The 18,308-nt window shown below is 63.3% G+C and carries 14 protein-coding genes; 11 read left to right on the top strand and 3 right to left on the bottom strand.

Annotated elements, in window-relative coordinates; genetic code table 11:
* Positions 1-33: 33 nt before the first annotated feature.
* From FHP91_RS06565 to FHP91_RS06555, 3 genes are read right to left on the bottom strand one after another with little or no spacing between them, the layout of a single operon-like run.
* The gene (locus tag FHP91_RS06565) at positions 34-1,461 is read right to left on the bottom strand and encodes an efflux transporter outer membrane subunit (protein WP_186301465.1); all 1,428 of its coding nucleotides are present in this window, start codon (positions 1,459-1,461) and stop codon (positions 34-36) included.
* The gene (locus tag FHP91_RS06560; protein WP_144308827.1) at positions 1,454-4,651 is read right to left on the bottom strand and encodes an efflux RND transporter permease subunit; all 3,198 of its coding nucleotides are present in this window, start codon (positions 4,649-4,651) and stop codon (positions 1,454-1,456) included. The genes FHP91_RS06565 and FHP91_RS06560 overlap by 8 nt, the downstream gene beginning before the upstream one ends.
* A gap of 2 nt (positions 4,652-4,653) precedes the next feature.
* Entirely contained in the window at positions 4,654-5,823 is a 1,170-nt protein-coding gene (locus tag FHP91_RS06555) for an efflux RND transporter periplasmic adaptor subunit (RefSeq protein ID WP_144308826.1), read from the bottom strand.
* A 130-nt stretch (positions 5,824-5,953) separates the two neighbouring features.
* On the opposite strand from FHP91_RS06555, the gene FHP91_RS06550 reads away from it, so the two are divergent.
* The 11 genes from FHP91_RS06550 to FHP91_RS06500 all read left to right on the top strand — a co-directional run bounded on the left by FHP91_RS06550 (position 5,954) and on the right by FHP91_RS06500 (position 18,295).
* Positions 5,954-6,574, top strand: coding sequence for a TetR family transcriptional regulator (locus FHP91_RS06550; protein ID WP_186301464.1), 621 nt, complete (start codon positions 5,954-5,956; stop codon positions 6,572-6,574).
* A gap of 75 nt (positions 6,575-6,649) precedes the next feature.
* Positions 6,650-7,804, top strand: coding sequence for a chorismate synthase (aroC, locus tag FHP91_RS06545; protein WP_144308824.1), 1,155 nt, complete (start codon positions 6,650-6,652; stop codon positions 7,802-7,804).
* A gap of 74 nt (positions 7,805-7,878) precedes the next feature.
* Positions 7,879-8,127: a YdcH family protein gene (locus tag FHP91_RS06540; protein ID WP_144172904.1), complete on the top strand. Its 249-nt coding sequence runs from the start codon at positions 7,879-7,881 to the stop codon at positions 8,125-8,127.
* Between the two features lie 98 nt (positions 8,128-8,225).
* A complete protein-coding gene (locus tag FHP91_RS06535; RefSeq protein WP_144308823.1) occupies positions 8,226-9,383 on the top strand; it encodes an MFS transporter in 1,158 nt (385 codons plus the stop codon).
* Entirely contained in the window at positions 9,376-10,194 is an 819-nt protein-coding gene (locus FHP91_RS06530) for a M48 family metallopeptidase (protein WP_144172908.1), read from the top strand. The genes FHP91_RS06535 and FHP91_RS06530 overlap by 8 nt, the downstream gene beginning before the upstream one ends.
* 89 nt (positions 10,195-10,283) lie before the next feature.
* Entirely contained in the window at positions 10,284-11,696 is a 1,413-nt protein-coding gene (leuC, locus tag FHP91_RS06525) for a 3-isopropylmalate dehydratase large subunit (protein ID WP_144308822.1), read from the top strand.
* A 10-nt stretch (positions 11,697-11,706) separates the two neighbouring features.
* Complete coding sequence (locus FHP91_RS06520) at positions 11,707-11,838, top strand: entericidin A/B family lipoprotein (protein ID WP_144308821.1); 132 nt, start codon at positions 11,707-11,709, stop codon at positions 11,836-11,838.
* The gene (gene leuD / locus FHP91_RS06515) at positions 11,838-12,476 is read left to right on the top strand and encodes a 3-isopropylmalate dehydratase small subunit (protein WP_144308820.1); all 639 of its coding nucleotides are present in this window, start codon (positions 11,838-11,840) and stop codon (positions 12,474-12,476) included. Before FHP91_RS06520 ends, leuD begins: the two co-directional genes overlap by 1 nt.
* 51 nt (positions 12,477-12,527) lie before the next feature.
* On the top strand, positions 12,528-13,589 hold the full coding sequence (leuB, locus tag FHP91_RS06510; RefSeq protein ID WP_144308819.1) for a 3-isopropylmalate dehydrogenase: 1,062 nt from the start codon (positions 12,528-12,530) through the stop codon (positions 13,587-13,589).
* Positions 13,590-13,621: 32 nt separating this feature from the next.
* Positions 13,622-14,740 carry an aspartate-semialdehyde dehydrogenase gene (asd, locus tag FHP91_RS06505; RefSeq protein WP_246116238.1) on the top strand — a complete coding sequence of 373 codons (1,119 nt, stop codon included), beginning with the start codon at positions 13,622-13,624 and terminating at the stop codon, positions 14,738-14,740.
* Positions 14,741-15,025: 285 nt separating this feature from the next.
* On the top strand, positions 15,026-18,295 hold the full coding sequence (locus FHP91_RS06500) for a FimV/HubP family polar landmark protein (RefSeq protein WP_144308818.1): 3,270 nt from the start codon (positions 15,026-15,028) through the stop codon (positions 18,293-18,295).
* Positions 18,296-18,308: the final 13 nt, after the last annotated feature.

Below are 18,308 nucleotides of genomic sequence, written 5' to 3'. Positions count from 1 at the left end.
GGCAACGGCCGGCATTACGCCGGCCGTTGCCGTTTACTGCACCGTGGCGCCTGCTTCGGAGGGGGGTTGCCAACCGCCGCCGAGCGCGCGGAACAGATCTGCAATTGCGGTCTTTTGAGCGGCCGACGCGTTGGTGAGCGCCACCTGCGCGTCGAGCAGGCTGCGTTCGGTGTCGAGCACCTCAAGCCGGCTCACCAGCCCGGCGTCGAAGCGCTGTTGCGACTGGTTCAGCGCAGTTTGCAAGGCCTCGACGCGTGTGGCCTGTGCCCTGCGGCTGTCGGTCGCGCCGCGTTGGGCCGCCAGTGCGCGACGCACATCGGCAAAGGCGCCGGCCACGGCCTGGGTGTAGCGCAGGCGGGCTTGCGTAGCGCGGGACTCGGCGATGTCGACATTGCGCTTCAGGCGACCGGCGTCCCAGATCGGCTGGGTGAGGCTTGCGGCCAGCGAGAACACGCCGGCGTTGGCATCGAGCAGATTGGAGAGGTCGGTCGATTCGCGCCCCAGCGCGGCGGTCAGCGCGATCGCCGGCAGGCGTTGCGCCTGCGCCTCGCCAATGCGTGCGGTGGCGGCGACAAGCGCCTGCTCGGCCTCGATCAGATCCGGCCGGCGGCGGAGAAGTTCGGCGGGCAGACCGGCCGGCACCACCACGGCGGTGTCGGCTTTTGCGCCGCGGGTCAGCGTCTCTTCGAAGATCGCGCGCGGCGAGCGCCCGAGCAGCACGGCCAGCGCCGCTTCGGTGCTTTGCTGCGCGCTCAGCGTTGTGGCCAGGTCAGATTCGACCTGGGCGACGGCGGCATCGGCTTGCAATACGTCGAACTGCGAGGCGCTACCGGCGTCCATGCGTTGGCGCAACAGCGCGGCGGTGTTCTTGCGGGCGCTCAGCGTTTGCCGAAGCACGCGCAGGCGTTCGTCGGCCGCTTGCAGGTCGAAGTAGCGCGTGGCCAACTCGGCGCTGAGCGACAGCGCCACCGTGCGCCGGGCGGCTACGGCACCCAGCAAGTCAGCCCGTGCGGCGTCGCTGGCCTGGCGGTAGCGACCCCACAAATCGAGCTCGTAGCTCGCGCTCAGGCCCAGCGTATGGAGGTTGCCGGTGCGCGGATTGGTCGGAATGCCTTCCAGGCTGCTGCGCGCGCGCTGGCTGCCGGCGTTGGCGCTGACGCTTGGATAGCGGTCGGCGTCGGCGATACCGGCACGGGCGCGGGCTTCTTCGAGCCGGGCTGCGGCCAGTTGCACGTCGGCGTTGTGCGTCAGCGCTTCGGCCATCAGCTGGTCGAGCACCGGGTCCTGGTAGTGCAACCACCAGGCGTCGCCAAGTTGGGTGGCCAGCGTGGCACTGACCGGTGCCGCCTCGAACTGGCCGGGCAGGGCGATGGCCGGTGCTTCATACACCGGGCCGACGGCGCAGGCGCTGAGCACCAGCGCGGCGAGGAGGGGGGCGAGGCGCGTCAGGGGCTTAGTCATGGCCGTGCCCCTTGCCATTGGCTTCCGCTTGTGCGACCAGTTTTTCGTGGGTGATGTCATGGTGAATGCGAATTTCCTCGAACATCTCATCGCGGGAGCGTTGCTCCGAGAGTTTGTGTTCGGTGATGAAACGATAGAACAAGGGCACAAAGAACACTGCCAGGAAGGTCGCCGCGAGCATGCCGCCGACCACCCCGGTGCCCACCGCATGCCGTGCACCGGCGCCGGCGCCGCTCGACAGCACCAGCGGCGTTACACCGAGGATGAAGGCCAGCGAGGTCATCAGAATCGGGCGGAAACGCAGGCGGGCTGCTTCGATGGCCGCGGCGGCGGCACTCATGCCTTCGCGGTGTTTATAGATGGCGTACTCGACGATCAGAATCGCGTTCTTGGCGGCGAGGCCGAGCAGCGTGACCAGACCGATCTGGAAGTACACATCGTTGGTCATGCCGGTCAGCCACACCGCGGCGAGTGCGCCGAAGGTGCCAAAGGGCAGGGCCAGCAGCACCGCCAGCGGCAGTGACCAGCGCTCGTACTGTGCGGCCAGGATGAGGAACACCATCAGGGCGCCGAGCACCAGCGCCAAACCGGAGGAGCCGCTGGATCGGCGCTCCTGGTAGGCCGCGCCGCTCCAGTCCAGGCTGAAGCCGGGGGGCAGGGTTTTGGCGGCGAGCTCTTCCAGCCGGGCGATGGCTTGCCCGGTCGAGAAGCCTGGCGCGGCGCTGCCGAGGATCTTGACGGCCGGCAGGTTGTTGAAGCGTTCCAGCGTGTCGGGGCCGGCTTCGTTGCGGATGGTGGCGAGCGACGAAATAGGCACCAGGGCGCCGCCGTCGGCCCGCACATAGGCGGCTGCGATGTCCTGCGGCTCGTTACGGAAGGCCGGATCGGCCGACATCAGCACCTGCCATGTGCGACCGTATTTGTTGAAGTCGTTTACATAGTAGCTGCCGAGATTGGCGCCCAGCGTGGCAAACAGGCCGTCGAGCGGCACGCCCAGGCTCTTGGCCTTTTCGCGGTCGACATCGACAAACAGCTGCGGCGTCGAGGCGCGCCACAGGGTTTGCGCCATGGCGAACATCGGATCCTGGTTGACTGCACCGAGGAACAGGTCCTTGGCGGTGGCCATGACCTTCGGATCGTTGTCGCCGCGATTCTGCAGGTAGAACTCGAAACCGCCCGCATTGCCCAGGCCAAAAATGGCCGGCGGGTTGAAGGACAGGATCAGCGCCTCCTGAATGTGGCCGGTGGTGGCGTAGGTTTTGCCGACCAGTTCAGCCGCCGTGGTGGTCCGCTCGTCCCAATGCTTGAGCGTGACGAAGAAGGTTGCCGCGCTGTTTTTGAAGCTGCCGCCGAGGAAGTCGAAGCCGGTAAAGGCGATGGTGTAGGCGACGTTCGGATCGCTGCGGATGATCTTTTCGACCTCGGCCACGACCTTGTCGGTGCGCTCCAGCGAGGCGCCATCGGGCAGGAAGACCGCGGTGATGAAGTAGCCCTGGTCTTCGTCCGGCACCAGGCTGCCGGGCGTGGATTGCCACAGCTGCGCGGTGATGGCGACCATGCCGACAAACAACAGCAGCCCGACCATGCCGCGGCGGATGAGCCACGCAACACCATGGGTGTATTGGCGCGTGACGACATCGAATGCGCGGTTGAAGCCGCGGAAGAACCAGTTGGTGGCCTTGTGCTCATGACGCAGGATGAGCACGCAAAGTGCCGGCGTCAGCGTGAGCGCAACGACGCCTGAAATGCTCACCGCGATGGCGATGGTGACCGCGAACTGCCGGTACAACTCGCCAGTGAGTCCGCCGAGGAAGGCAATCGGCACAAACACCGCGCACAGCACCAGCACGATGGCGATCACCGGGCCGGTGACTTCGCGCATGGCCTGAATGGCGGCCTGGCGAACCGTCAGGCCTTCCTCGTGCATGATGCGCTCGACGTTCTCGAGCACCACAATGGCGTCGTCCACCACGATACCGATGGCCAGCACCATGCCGAACAGGGTCAGCGTGTTGATCGAGTAGCCGAGCATCATCAGCCCGGCGAAGGTGCCGATCAGCGACACCGGCACGGCCAGGGTCGGGATCAGCGTGGCGCGCCAGTTCTGCAGGAACAGGTACACGACCAGAAACACCAGCGCCATGGCCTCGGCCAGTGTCTTGATGACCTCGCGGATCGACACATTGACGAAGTCGGTGGTGTCGTAGGGAATGGTGTAGCTCAGGCCGTCGGGGAAACGGGAGCCCAGGTCCGCCAGTGTGGTTTTGACATCCTGCGCGACATCCAGCGCGTTAGCACCGGGCTTGAGGAAGATGCCGACCAAGGTAGCCGGCTGGCCGTTGATGCGGCCGATGAAGTCGTAGTCGCGGGCGCCGAGTTCGACGCGCGCGACATCCTTGAGGCGCAGCTGGGCGCCGTTGGCGTCGGCACGCAGGATGATGTTCTCGAACTCGCTGGCCTCGGCCAGACGGCCGCGGGTATTCACCGTCAGTGACAGGGCCTGACCGGTGGCGACCGGCGGCTGGCCAATGCGACCCACGGCGTACTGCGCGTTTTGCTCCTCAATGGCGCGGATCACGTCGGTGGTGGCGAGATTGTGGTGGCGCAGACGATCCGGATTGAGCCAGACCCGCATTGCGTAGTCCTTGGCGCCGAAGATCTGGACGTTGGTGGTGCCCGGCACGCGCTTGAGCACATCGAGTACGTTGAGCGTCACATAGTTGCTGGTGTAGACGTCATCGAAACGACCATCCGGCGAGTTGAATGCCACCACCTGCAAGAAGGCGGACGAGCCCTTCTCGACGCTGATGCCCTGGCGGCGCACCTCCAGCGGCAGGCGCGGCTCGGCCTGCTTGACGCGGTTGTTGACGTTGATCACCGCCTGGTCGACATCGGTGCCTATGTCGAAGGTGACCTGAATCTCGACGCGGCCATTCGAGGCCGAGGTCGAGCTCATGTAGAGCATGTTCTCGACACCGATGATCTGGGTCTCGAGCGGGGCGGCGACGGTCTTTTCGATCACGTCGGCCGAGGCGCCGGGGTAGGTCGCAGCGACGGTGACCACCGGCGGTGCGATTTCGGGGTATTGCGCAATCGGCAGGCCGCGCATGGCGGCCAGGCCGGCGATCATGATGAACACCGAGAGGACCGTCGCGAAGATCGGACGGTCTATAAAGAAGCGCGAGAACATGGTCAGGCTCCCGGCTTGGCGGCGGCATCAGCCGGCGGCGTGACCGACACCGGCGCGCCCGGTCCGATCTTGAGAACGCCGTCGGTAATTACCTGGTCGCCGGCACTCAGGCCGTCGACGACCATGGTGTTGCCGCTCCAGTCCAGCGGCGTGACCGGACGTACAGCGGCCTTGCCCTCGCTCACGATGTACACGAATCGACCGCTCGGCCCTTCCAGCACCGCGCGCTGGGGCACGGCGATGGCGTTGGGGCGGGTGGCGCCTTCAAGGCGTACGCGCACGAACTCGCCGGGTCGCAGGCGACGGTCGGCGTTCGGTAGATCGGCCTGGGCTTCGCTGCTACCGGTTTTCGGGTCGATGCGCACATCGGTGAAATCGAGGCTGCCGGTGGTATTCGTGGCATCGTGGGCGGCGCCGATCAGTCGAACCCGGAAGCGGCCGTCGGCCAGGCTCAGGCGGCCCGCGGCGATGTCATTGTCGATGCGGGCGCGGTCGGAGTCTGGCAGGCCAAAGCGCACCTGAATCGGGTCGGTCTGGGTGACTACCGCGAGCAGGGTTTCGGGGCCAGCCAGCAAGCTGCCTTCGGATTGCAGTGCGCGCGAGGTGATGCCGTCGATGGGCGATTCCACCCGGGTGTATTTGAGCGACAGTCGCGCTTCGGTCAGGCGGGCGCGCGCGGCCAGCACGTCGGCGGCGGCAATGGCCTGGTTTGAGGTGGCATCGTCAAAGTCGCGCTGTGCCACGGCCTTGGAGGCGACCAGCGGTTTGAGCCGTTCGGCTTCGCGGCGGGCTTGCGCAAGGCGGGCATCGGCGGCGGCCAGATCGGCTTTTGCGCGGGCGACGGCAGTCTCGCTGGGCACCGGGTCGATCTGGAAGAGCGACTGGCCGGCTTTGACGCGGGCGCCTTCCTCATACTTGCGCTTGAGCAGGATGCCGCTGACGCGGGGGCGGATCTCGACCTCGCGGGCGCCGTGCAGGCGGGCGGGGTATTCGAAGCTCACCTCAATCGAGGTTGGCGTTGCTGTCATGACGCTGACTGAGGCGGGGGGCGGCGCGGCGTTCTGAGATGCGGGGGCGTCGCTGCCGCAAGCGCTGACCACCAGGGCGGCGGCAGCAATCAGGGCGGCGACGGGGTGTGATGCCGTTCGCGTGAAAGGGATGAGGGCAGGCATTGGGGCGTGTTCCGGTCGTTATTGGTATGAGCGCAATTGTAGAAACATTCATGAATGTATGTAAAGTGACATCTTCGATTTTGTGTGCTTCAATCCGTGGCAACAGATGTCAGCAAGGACTGCGAGAGCGATGGTAAGAAAGACCAAAGAAGAGGCGCTCGAGACGCGGCATACGATTCTCGATGCGGCCGAAGCGGTGTTCTACCGCAAGGGCATGGCGAGGACGACCTTGGCGGATATCGCGGAAGCGGCCAGTGTCACGCGCGGGGCGATCTATTGGCATTTTGCCAACAAGGGCGAGGTGTTCGAGGCCATGATGCGCCGCGCCATCGATCCACTTGAGGCGATCTCCGAGGCCGATTACTCGACCAGCGAACGCCCGCTGGAAGAACTGCGTGAACGGGTGCTGGGCGTGATTGAGCGCATCAATTCCGACCCGCGTTACATCCGCGTGTTTGCCATCGCGATGCACAAGAGTGAGTACGTGGATGAAATGGTGCCGGTGGTGGATCAGTGCATGGAGTGCTGTGATCGCCATCTGCTGCGACAGGAACAGGCCTTTACGGTGGCCAAGGCGCGGGGCGATTTGCCGGCCTCGGTTGACCCGCATCGTGCGGCCTTGTCGTTGTCCGTCATGATCGATGGACTGATCGCCAGCTGGAGTCTCCAGCCGGAGGTGTACTCGCTGGATCTGGCGGGTGGGCTGATCAATTGTTTTTTTTACGGGCTCAAGCACGACGCCTGTCACTGAACGCCGCGGTCGCCATTGGGCGCCGGGCGCGCCATTTGATAAACTCGCAAGCTTTCCTCGCTCGCGGTAGATCCCATGTCCGGTAATCGTTTAGGCAAGTTGTTTTGCGTGTCGTCCTTTGGCGAGTCGCATGGGCCGGCGATCGGCTGTGTGGTTGACGGTTGTCCGCCGGGGCTGGCCATCAGCGAGGCGGATATTCAGGCCGAGCTGGATCGACGCAAGCCCGGCACTTCGCGCCATGTGACGCAACGCCGCGAGCCCGACACGGTCGAGATTCTCTCGGGCGTGTACGAAGGTCTCACGACCGGCACGCCGATCGCGCTGCTGATCCGCAATCAGGACCAGCGCAGCAAGGACTACTCCAATATTGCCGAGACCTTCCGTCCCGGTCACGCCGACTACGGCTACTGGCAGAAATACGGCATTCGCGACCCGCGCGGTGGCGGTCGCTCCTCGGCGCGTGAGACGGCGGTGCGTGTGGCGGCGGGTGCGATTGCGCGCAAGTGGCTGACCGAGCGCTACGGCATCGTGATTCGTGGCTACATGGCGCAGCTCGGCCCGATCGAGATCCCGTTCAAAGCCTGGGAAGACCTCGACGCCGAAGGCAATGCCTTCTTTGCGCCGAATCTTGCGATGGTCCCCGAGCTGGATGCCTACATGGACGAGCTGCGCAAGTCGGGTGATTCGATCGGCGCGCGGATCAATGTGGTCGCCACGGGCGTGCCCGTGGGCTGGGGCGAGCCAGTGTATGACCGCCTCGACGCCGATATTGCCCACGCGATGATGAGCATCAATGCAGTCAAGGGCGTCGAAATCGGCGCCGGTTTTGACAGCGTCGTGCAGCGCGGGACGGAGCATTCGGACGAAATGACGCCCGCCGGCTATTTGTCGAACCACGCTGGCGGTGTGCTGGGTGGTATCTCCAGCGGGCAGGATGTGATGGTCAGCATGGCGATCAAGCCGACCTCCAGCATCCGGCTGGATCGACGCTCGATCAACAAGGCGGGTGAGCCGGTGATCGTCAATACGCATGGCCGGCACGACCCGTGTGTGGGTATCCGTGCCACGCCGATTGCCGAGTCGATGCTGGCGCTGGTGCTGATGGATCACGCATTGCGCCATCGTGCTCAGAATGCCGATGTGGTCTGCGCGACGCCGAAGATCGCCGGTCTGGCTCCTGAGGGCGCGCAGGCGGTGCCGTCGCCGACACTCGGTGCACGAGGCGATTGACCTGAATCAACTCAATGCAGAGGGGCGGGGCGTAGGCTGAAGTCAACGAAACGGCAACAAAGAGAGGACCAAAGATGAGCTTGCAAGCCCATGATCTGCATACTGAATTCCCCGAATACCGCGACGCGATTCATGCACTGAAGGTGTCCGATAACCACTTCTCGCGTCTGTTCGATCGCTACCATGAAGTCAATCGCCATGTGGTGCGCATCGAAGTCGAAGCCGAGGTGGCGACCGATCCGGAGCTTGAGGATCTGAAAAAAGAGCGTCTCAAACTCAAGGACGAGTTGTTCGGCCTGCTGCAACGTTTCAGCCCGGCCTGAACCGGTTCGCGACATGACGAAAGCGCCTGCGGGCGCTTTTTTCATGCCTGTCGTGCGTGCGTCGTCTGCGGTGGCGGGCTGTCGGTACAATGCCGGCCATGCTTCCTTACTGGCGCCTGTCGGGCTACTACTTCTTTTATTTCGCGTTCATCGGCGCCTTTTCGCCGTACTTCACGCTCTACCTGCAGTCGCTCAGCTTTTCGGCCACCGATATCGCCATTCTGATGTCGCTCATGCAGGTCATGCGGGTGGTGGCGCCCAATCTGTGGGGCTGGCTGGCCGATCGCCTCGGTGCGCGGATGCCCATCGTGCGCCTGTCGGCTTTCGCGTCGCTGGCGGGCTTCGCGGTGTTCTTTCGGACCACCAGTTTCGAAGGCATCTTTGTCGGCATGGCGATCATGGCTTTCTTCTGGAGCGCCGCCTTGCCCTTGGTCGAGAGCCTCACGTTCAGCCACCTGGCGGGGAAGTCGGGGCGCTATGGCAACATCCGGCTGTGGGGCTCGATCGGATTCATTGTCGCCGTACTCGGCATCGGTCATGCCTTGAGCTGGTTGCCCGTGGATAGTCAGTTGTGGATGACCGCCGCCTTGCTGGCGGGGATCGCGGCGTTTGCGCTATGCGTGCCCGAGGCGCCACGGCCGCCACATCATCACGACACGCCCGGGCTGTCGGCGGTGCTTCGGCGGCGCGATGTGCGCGCCATGCTCGGGGGCGCGTTCTTTATGTCGGCGGCGCATGGCGCCCTGTATATTTTCTACTCGATCCTGCTGGTTGATGCGGGCTACTCGAAAGCCTTTGTGGGCTGGATGTGGACGCTCGGCGTGGTGGCGGAAATCGGGGTCTTCATGGTCATGCCGCAGCTGACCCGACGCTTTGGTCTGCGTCAGATTCTGCTCGTTGCGTTTGCTGCGGCGGTGCTGCGTTTTGCGATGATTGGCTGGGGCGTGTCTTCGCTGGTGGTGCTGGTACTTGCCCAGTTGCTCCATGGGGCAACGTTTGGTGCTTATCATGCGGCCTCGATTGCGGCGGTGAATCAGTGGTTTCCGGGGCAGCTTCAGGCGCGTGGGCAGGCGATCTACGGCAGTTTGAGTTTTGGCGCGGGTGGGATGCTGGGCGGTTTGATCAGCGGTTACACTTGGGACTGGATGGGCTCTGGCTGGACATTTACCCTCGGCTCCGTGTTTGGACTGATGGGCTGGTTCTTGATCTGGCGGGGCTGGCGGAATGACTTGCATCAGGAGGTGCAACATGCGTAAAACTTGGAGTCGCTGGTGTGGCATGGCATTGGCCGCGCTGGTGCTGGCGGGGTGTCAGACGATTCAGACAACGCAAGGCGGAGCTGTCGGTGTGGATCGCGGCCAGTCGATGCTGGTCTCGGCCTCGGAAGTGGAGCAAGCCTCGGCGCAGCAATATCAGCAGGTGATCGCCGCGGCGCAGAAGAAAGGTCAGCTCAATCGTGACCGACGCATGCTGACGCGGGTGCGTGGCATCGCCAACCGGCTGATTCCGCAGACCTCCGCCTTCCGTGCCGATGCGCCGGGTTGGCGTTGGGAGGTCAACGTGATCGAGTCGAACGAGCTCAACGCCTGGTGTATGGCCGGCGGCAAGATTGCGTTCTATCGCGGTTTGATTGACCGCTTGAAACTGACTGATGACGAAATCGCGGCGGTGATGGGGCACGAAATTGCTCACGCGCTGCGTGAGCACGCCCGCGAGCGCGTGTCGCAAGCCATGGTCACCAACATTGGTGTGTCGGTATTGAGTGCGGCAGTCGGTCTCGGGCAGCCGGGCGCGGAGTTGATGGGCACGGTCGCCAAGGTCAGCTTCGAACTGCCCAACTCGCGCCTGCACGAGACCGAAGCCGACAGCATGGGGGTCGAACTTGCCGCTCGCGCCGGCTACGATCCGCGCGCGGCGGTGGGGCTGTGGGACAAGATGGCCAGCCAGAGCAATGGTGCGCAGCCGGAATGGCTGTCGACCCACCCCTCGCATGCGACGCGCAAGGCCGAGCTGGCACGCGATGCCGCGCGGGTGATGCCGATCTACGAGGCCACCCGGCGCCGCTGAAAATGCGGATGGCGCACTGCAGCATATCGGCTATCCAGCAGGGAATAGCTGTGGTTTAATCAAACGTTCACGGTGTGTTGGAAGACAAGATGCAACAAGCACAGACACTTTACGAAAAGTTGTGGTCCAGCCATGTGGTTCGCCAGGATGCGGACGGCACGGCGCTGATCTATATCGATCGTCACCTGGTGCACGAAGTCACCAGTCCGCAGGCCTTCGAAGGGCTCAAGCTGGCCGGGCGCAAGCCGTGGCGGGTGAGCTCCATCGTGGCCACGGCCGATCACAACACGCCGACCGATCACTGGGAGGAGGGGATCAAGGATCCGATCTCCCGCCAGCAGGTCGAGACGCTGGATGCCAACATCCGCGAGGTCGGGTCGCTGGCCTATTTCCCGTTCAAGGATGAGCGTCAGGGCATCGTGCACGTGATCGGACCGGAAAACGGCGCCACGCTGCCGGGCATGACCGTGGTGTGTGGTGATTCGCACACCTCGACGCATGGTGCGTTTGCCTGCCTGGCACACGGCATCGGTACCTCCGAGGTCGAGCATGTGCTGGCCACGCAGTGCCTGATGCAAAAGAAATCGAAGACGCTGCTGATCCAGGTCGATGGCGATCTGGCCCCGGGTGTGACCGCCAAGGACGTGGTGCTGGCCATCATCGGCCGTATCGGAACGGCTGGCGGGACGGGCTACGCGATGGAATTTGGCGGCAGCGCGATTCGTGGGCTGTCGATGGAAGGCCGGATGACCATCTGCAACATGGCGATCGAAGCTGGCGCTCGCGCGGGCTTGATTGCTGTGGATGAGACCACGATCGAGTACCTGAAAGGGCGCCCGTACGCACCCGCTGGCGAAGAGTTCGAGCGCGCATCCGCTTATTGGCGCACGCTCACCTCCGACGCCGGCGCGGCGTACGACAAGGTCGTCCAGATGGACGCCGCGTCGATTCGCCCGCAGGTGACCTGGGGCACGTCGCCCGAAATGGTGTCCGACATCAACGGCGTGGTGCCCGATCCGGCGGCCGAGAAGGACCCGGTCAAGCGCGAGGGCATGACTCGCGCACTTGCCTACATGGGCCTGGAAGCTGGCACGCCGATCAAGCGCATCCCGGTGGACCGCGTGTTTATCGGCTCGTGTACCAACTCGCGGATTGAAGATCTGCGTGCAGCGGCCGCAGTGGCCAAGGGGCGCCAGAAGGCCGATTCGGTCAAGCAAGTGCTGGTGGTGCCGGGTTCCGGGCTGGTCAAGCGTCAGGCGGAGTCGGAAGGCCTGGATAAGGTGTTTGTTGCTGCCGGTTTTGAGTGGCGTGAGCCGGGCTGTTCGATGTGCCTGGCCATGAACGCCGATCGTCTCGAGTCGGGTGAGCGTTGCGCGTCGACCTCGAACCGCAACTTTGAAGGGCGCCAGGGCGCCGGTGGCCGGACGCATCTGGTGAGTCCGGCGCTGGCGGCTGCGGCGGCGATTGCCGGTCATTTTGCCGATGTGGCCGAGTTGAACTGAGGAGCGTGAGATGAAACGACTGATCGCTTTGATCATGGCCACGATGGCCTTGGTGAGCCTGTCGGCATGCAATACGGTGCGCGGCGTGGGTCAGGATATTGAAAAGGGTGGCGAAGCCATCCAGAAGGCGGCGAAAAAGTAATGCGAGCTTTTACAACTCTCGATGGATTGGTCGCGCCACTCGACCGTGCGAACGTCGACACCGACGCGATCATCCCGAAGCAATTCCTGAAGTCGATTCAGCGCAGTGGCTTCGGTCCCAACCTGTTCGACGAATGGCGCTATCTGGACCACGGCGAGCCGGGCATGGACAACAGCACCCGCAAGCTGAATCCGGACTTCGTGCTCAACCAATCGCGATACACCGGTGCGCAGATTCTGCTGACCCGTGACAACTTCGGCTGCGGCAGCTCGCGCGAGCATGCGCCCTGGGCGCTTGACGATTACGGCTTCCGCGCGCTGATCGGCACCAGCTACGCCGACATCTTCTTCAACAACTGCTTCAAGAATGGCGTACTGCCGATTTGTCTGCCGGCAGATGTTGTTGATCGCCTGTTTGCCACCTGTGTGGCGAACGCGGGTTATCGTCTGAAGATCGATCTGGCCGCGCAGCAAGTGATTGAGCCCGACGGAACGGCCCACGGCTTTGACGTGGACGGGTTCCGCAAGGAATGCCTGCTCAATGGCTGGGACGAGATCGGGCTGACGCTGCGCCATGCCGACGAGATCCGCGCATTCGAGGCGAGCCGCAAGGCTGAGCATCCTTACTACTTCCGCTAATCGCGAACCCATTTGCTGTCGGCGTGCGTGGCGCGCCGGCCGGAGAATTGAATGAAAATCTGTGTGCTGCCCGGCGACGGAATCGGTCCCGAGATCATGGCTCAGGCGCTGCGCGTGCTGGACGCGTTGCGCACCGATGGCTTGCCGTTTGAAACCGAAACCGCGCATCTGGGCGGCTGCGCCGTCGATGCGACCGGTGTCCCGCTGCCCGACGAAACGCTCAAGCTCGCCAAGGCGGCTGATGCGGTGCTGCTCGGTGCCGTGGGCGGCCCGCAGTGGGATGCGCTGCCGCGCGAGAAGCGTCCAGAACGCGGGCTGCTGGGCATCCGCAAGGAACTGAATCTGTTTGCCAACCTGCGACCGGCGATTCTGTATCCCGAACTGGCCAACGCCTCTTCGCTCAAGCCCGAGCTGGTGGCCGGGCTGGACATCATGATCGTGCGCGAACTGACCGGCGACATCTACTTCGGTCAGCCGCGCGGCATCGAGGTGCGCAATGGCGAGCGCGTGGGCTACAACACGATGATCTACAGCGAATCCGAGATTCGCCGCATCGGCAAGGTGGCCTATGAGATTGCCCGCAAGCGCGGCGGCAAACTGTGCTCGGTGGACAAAATGAACGTCCTCGAATGCACCCAGTTGTGGCGCGATGTAATGATCGAGATGGCGCCGGACTACCCGGATGTAACCCTGAGCCATATGCTGGTCGACAACGCGGCCATGCAGCTGGTGAAGAATCCCAAGCAGTTCGATGTGGTGGTCACCGGCAACATCTTTGGTGACATCCTGTCGGATGAAGCGGCGATGCTCACCGGCTCGATCGGCATGCTGCCGTCGGCCTCGCTCGACGAGAACAACAAGGGCATGTACGAGCCCTGCCACGGTTCGGCGCCTGATATCGCAGGCAAAGGCCTGGCCAACCCCTTGGCAACGATCCTGTCGGTGGCGATGATGCTGCGTTACACCTTTAGCCAGGAAGCGGCCGCGCAGCGTATCGAAACGGCGGTCAAGTCCGTGTTGGCGCAGGGCTATCGCACTGGCGATATCTTTGAGCCCGGCACGCGCAAGGTGGGCACGATTGAAATGGGTGACGCGGTGATCGCGGCGCTCTGATCCGGAAATCTTTGAAACCAGGAATCAAGACGATGGCAACGATGCGAGTAGGTCTGGTGGGGTGGCGCGGCATGGTCGGCTCTGTGCTGATGCAGCGCATGCGCGAAGAAAACGATTTTGCGCTGATCGACCCGGTGTTTTTCAGCACCTCCAACGCCGGTGGCGCCGCGCCCGATGTGGGCAAGGCCGCACCGGCGTTGCAGGACGCGAACAGTATTGACGCACTCAAGGCCATGGATGTGATCCTGACCTGCCAGGGCGGTGATTACACCAATGAGGTCTTCCCCAAGCTGCGTGCGGCGGGCTGGAAGGGCTACTGGATTGACGCGGCCTCCGCGTTGCGCATGAAGGATGAGGCAATCATCGTTCTCGATCCGGTCAACATGGATGTCATCCGCAACGGCCTGCACCGTGGCGTGAAGGACTACATCGGCGGCAACTGCACGGTCAGCCTGATGCTAATGGCGCTGGGTGGCCTGTTCCAGAACGATCTGATCGAGTGGGCCACCTCCATGACCTATCAGGCCGCGTCGGGTGGCGGTGCGCAGCACATGCGCGAACTGCTCAACCAGATGGGCTACCTGAATGCCGCAGCCGGCGATGCGCTCAAGGATCCGGCAGGTGCCATTCTTGATATCGACCGCAATGTCGCCGCGGCGCTGCGCAACAGCGACTGTCCGACGACGCAGTTCGGCGTGCCGCTGGCCGGGTCGCTGATCCCCTGGATCGACAAGGATCTGGGCAACGGTCAGAGCAAGGAAGAGTGGAAGGGCCAGGCCGAAACCAACAAGATTCTCGGCCGCAGCGGCAGCCCGATCGTGATCGACGGACTGTGCGTTCGCATGGGCGCCATGCGTTGTCATTCGCAAGCTTTGACAATCAAGCTAAAGAAAGACGTTCCACTTGACGAAGTAAACGACATGCTGGCCAAGGCAAACGGTTCGGTCAAAGTGGTGCCCAATGAGCGCGAGCTCTCCATGCGGGATCTCACGCCGGCCGCCGTCACGGGAACATTGACGGTTCCGGTGGGGCGTCTGCGCAAGATGGGCATGGGCGGGGAGTATCTTTCCGCCTTTACCGTCGGCGACCAACTGCTGTGGGGTGCTGCCGAGCCCTTGCGTCGTATGTTGCGCATCTTGCTCGAACAGTAATTTGCGATGGCCCGGTGCTCAGGTACCGGGCCATGTCATGACCGCCGAATGCGGAATATGACGCTTGTAAGACCGCGATTGTCATTGGCTGGCAGACCGGAGAAGGAAATTTTCCTTCCGTTTTAAGGTTTTGCGGATAATACTTAATGTGGATACTTGCTTGATACACCCTATCCATAATGATATGTTCGCAATCCTGTATTGCTCCAGCGCGAGGATGCGGTTTTGAATACCTTCCAGAAGACCTCTCTCAGGGCCACGGTTATTGCGGCCACGATCGCGGCGATGCCGTTCAGTGCTCAGGCCGCCGGCCTGGGCCGCATTTCCGTACTCAGTGCGCTCGGGCAGCCACTCAGGGCAGAGATCGAACTGAACGCGACCGCCGACGAAGTCAAGTCAATGACGGCTGCCGTCGCCGCGCCAGATGCGTTCAAGGCAGCCAAGCTCAGTTACGCGCCGGCACTGACCAGCGTGCGAATGGCCGTTGAGCAGCGCGGAGGTAAATCCTACGTTCGCCTGAGCAGCGTCAAACCCGTCAATGATCCGTTTGTCAGCTTGCTCGTTGAGCTCAACTGGCAGTCGGGGCGGCTCTTGCGCGAATACACCTTCTTGCTCGATCCGCCGTCCATGCCGGCGCCCAAGGCGTCAGCCGGTGTGGCCGCAGCGCCGATCGTCAAGCCGCAGGCAGCAAGCGCGCGTCCCATTGGCGGTCAAGCCGGCGGGACTTACAACGTTCGCCGTGGCGACACCCTGGGCAAGATCGCCGAACAGCATCTGCCGCAAGGTGTTGCGGTCGATCAGATGCTGGTGGCGCTCTATCGCGCCAACCCCGACGCCTTTGTTGGCAACAACGTGAACCGGCTGCGCTCGGGCGTGATTCTTAATGTGCCCGATGCCGCCGAGGTCAGCGCCATTCCGCGCGCCGAAGCGCGCCGCGAAGTTGTTGCCCATGCGGCCGACTTCGCTGACTACCGTCGCCGCGTTGCGGCGCGCATTGCGCAGACCGCACCCGAGCCAGAAACGGCGCCGTCGGGTCAGACCAGTAGCGGCAAGATTACCGCCAAGGTGGAAGAGCCCGCCTTGCCGAGCGCTGCGAGCAAGGATCAGGTCAAGGTTTCCAAAACAGTCGACGACGCCACGCCTGTGGTCGCTGACAATGGCACGGCAATGGCCGCCGCCACCGAGCGGTTAAAGTCACTCGAAGAAGATCTGGTCGCACGCGACAAGGCGCTGCGCGAGGCCACGGATCGTCTGGCTGCGCTTGAAGCCAATATCGCTGAGTTGCAAAAACTCATCGCGCTGAAGAACGAGAATCTCGCCGCACTTCAGACGCAAGCGAGCACGCCTGCACCGGCACCCACCGCGGCGGCACCGGCACCTGAACCTATAGCGTCCGCGCCTGAGGCGTCCGCGCCCATGGCCGCGCCGAAAGCCGAGACGCCGCCTGCCAGCGCTGCTGAGCAGGACGCGATCGACAAAGAACTCAAGGCGCTGGTGGCGCCCGAGCCTGCAGCCGAACCGGCCGTGGCGCCGGCGCCGCCCGTTGAGGCACCAGCCCCCGTCGCAGCGGAGCCGACGCCGACGCCGACGCCAGCTCCCGCTCCTGCACCGACGGCGCCGCCACCGGCGGAGCCCAGCTTCCTCGATTCATTGATCGCCAATCCGACGACGCTTTACGGTGGCGGCGGCATTCTCGCCTTGTTGCTCGGCTACGGCCTGCTTCGCAGCCGCAAGAATCGCGCTGCATCGCCCGAGGCGACCGCGATGGCATCGGTTTTCCCGCCGGACCAGAATTCGGTGTTCGGTGAAACGGGTGGCCAGAGTGTCGATACCGGTAGCAGTAGTCTGATTCAGACCGATTTCAGTCAATCCGGCTTGTCGGCCATTGATGCCGACGAGGGTGTTGATCCGGTGGCCGAGGCCGATGTCTATATGGCCTACGGCCGCGACGCGCAGGCTGAAGAGATTCTTCTGGATGCGCTCAAGGGCGATCCGAACCGTTCGGCGGTTCATGTCAAGCTGCTCGAAATCTACGGCCAGCGCAAGAACATGAAGCAGTTTGAAACCACGGCGACCGAGTTGTATTCGGTGACCGGTGGCAATGGCCCGGACTGGGCGAAAGCGGCCGAAATGGGCCGCAAGCTCGACCCGGAGAACCCGCTTTTCCTGCGCGGACCGCAGAGCGAAATCGATCTGCCGCTTGACGAAGCGCTTCCGGACGCGGCCGGCTTCAAGGCGGATGACGACACGACGGATGACAAGGCCGCGTTTTCTGCGCCTGTCGCCGAAGCAGTCGTGGAAGCGGCGCCTTCGGATATCGATGCGGCCATTGACGGTGACGAGTCAGCCGAGATGCCGCTCGACTTCTCCTCGTCCGTGCCGAATCCCGATGCGCCTTCCCCGTCTCAACTGAAAGATACTTGGGCAATCCCCGGCGACCTGAACCAATACACCGACTCCGATCTTGAGGCGGCGGCTGTGGCTCAGATCGAAGAGGAGGCGGCGCCTGCTGCTGAGGCGCCTGACGCGCTTGATTCGGGCGATCTTGACTTCAATCTGGATCTCGATGAGGCCGAAGCGCTACCCACGGCGGACGCAGCCTCCATGGAAGCCACCGAAGTGGCGGGCCGTCGTCTGGACGAGAGCTTCACCACGACCGATGCCGGGCTTGAGTTCAACCTTGATCTGGCCGATGCCGACGGGGTGGCGGATGCATCGCTGGATGCGACGCGTGTCGATGGGGTCGAGCCAAATGCGGATGCCGATGTCGGCCAAGCCAGCGATCTGGATTTCGATGCCGAGATCACCCTGCCGGAAGTGGATGCAGACGCCGAGCCTGACGTCGATGCCGATGTGAAGGTCGCGCCTGAGGCAGAGATCGCGGCAGAACCGGAAGCAGAAGCCGAGGCGGATCTGGACCTGGATCTGCCAAAAGAAGATGAGACCAAGGCGACTGCAGACGCCGCAGGTGTGTCGGTCGTTGATCTCGAGAAAACAAATTTCGATGGCAGTTTGCTGGATTTCGATTTTGATCTTGATGAAGGCCAACCTGGCGCAGGCAACGATGATCGGATGATGGCAACCTCTCTCGACTTGTCGGATATCAGCCTGGATCTGGAAGGTGCCGATGATGAGGTCAAGCCGGCCGACGCCGGGCCAGAAAATGCAGCGGCTGAACCGCCGCCTGAAATCGCTGATGATGCAGTTGGGGGTGAACTCGATATCGATGTTGGTGACGAGTTGGACGATGAAGCGCCAGTGTTTGACGAACCTGCCCCCACGGCTGCTGAAGCCGACGAGCAGGCTCAGGAAGACGACATGATGGCATCGCTGTCCAAGAGCGTTGTCACCTCGCTCACCGATAGCCGCAGCATGCCGGACCTTCCCGATGACGAGGATCTGAATCAGGAAGTCGACACTAAGCTCGAACTGGCGCGGGCCTATGAAGAAATGGGTGATGCTGAAGGTGCTCGGGAACTGCTTGACGAGGTCATTCGCGATGGCAACGACGCTCAACAGGAACAGGCCCGTGCGGTGTTTGCACGATTGGGGTAAGTCTGCATGATAC

This window comes from Denitromonas halophila (assembly GCF_007625155.1).
GTDB classification, from domain to species: Bacteria; Pseudomonadota; Gammaproteobacteria; order Burkholderiales; family Rhodocyclaceae; genus Nitrogeniibacter; species Nitrogeniibacter halophilus.
The sequence above is the reverse complement of the archived record's forward strand: the minus strand, read 5'-3'. Positions and strand labels throughout refer to the sequence as shown.

Excerpts from the sequence above, each read along its gene's own strand:
- FHP91_RS06565 (WP_186301465.1), bottom strand. The coding sequence starts at position 1,461 with ATGACTAAGCCCCTGACGCGCCTCGCCCCCCTCCTCGCCGCGCTGGTG.
- FHP91_RS06560 (WP_144308827.1), bottom strand. The coding sequence starts at position 4,651 with ATGTTCTCGCGCTTCTTTATAGACCGTCCGATCTTCGCGACGGTCCTC.
- FHP91_RS06555 (WP_144308826.1), bottom strand. The coding sequence starts at position 5,823 with ATGCCTGCCCTCATCCCTTTCACGCGAACGGCATCACACCCCGTCGCC.
- FHP91_RS06550 (WP_186301464.1), top strand. The coding sequence starts at position 5,954 with ATGGTAAGAAAGACCAAAGAAGAGGCGCTCGAGACGCGGCATACGATT.
- aroC (WP_144308824.1), top strand. The coding sequence starts at position 6,650 with ATGTCCGGTAATCGTTTAGGCAAGTTGTTTTGCGTGTCGTCCTTTGGC.
- FHP91_RS06540 (WP_144172904.1), top strand. The coding sequence starts at position 7,879 with ATGAGCTTGCAAGCCCATGATCTGCATACTGAATTCCCCGAATACCGC.
- FHP91_RS06535 (WP_144308823.1), top strand. The coding sequence starts at position 8,226 with ATGCTTCCTTACTGGCGCCTGTCGGGCTACTACTTCTTTTATTTCGCG.
- FHP91_RS06530 (WP_144172908.1), top strand. The coding sequence starts at position 9,376 with ATGCGTAAAACTTGGAGTCGCTGGTGTGGCATGGCATTGGCCGCGCTG.
- leuC (WP_144308822.1), top strand. The coding sequence starts at position 10,284 with ATGCAACAAGCACAGACACTTTACGAAAAGTTGTGGTCCAGCCATGTG.
- FHP91_RS06520 (WP_144308821.1), top strand. The coding sequence starts at position 11,707 with ATGAAACGACTGATCGCTTTGATCATGGCCACGATGGCCTTGGTGAGC.
- leuD (WP_144308820.1), top strand. The coding sequence starts at position 11,838 with ATGCGAGCTTTTACAACTCTCGATGGATTGGTCGCGCCACTCGACCGT.
- leuB (WP_144308819.1), top strand. The coding sequence starts at position 12,528 with ATGAAAATCTGTGTGCTGCCCGGCGACGGAATCGGTCCCGAGATCATG.
- asd (WP_246116238.1), top strand. The coding sequence starts at position 13,622 with ATGGCAACGATGCGAGTAGGTCTGGTGGGGTGGCGCGGCATGGTCGGC.
- FHP91_RS06500 (WP_144308818.1), top strand. The coding sequence starts at position 15,026 with ATGCCGTTCAGTGCTCAGGCCGCCGGCCTGGGCCGCATTTCCGTACTC.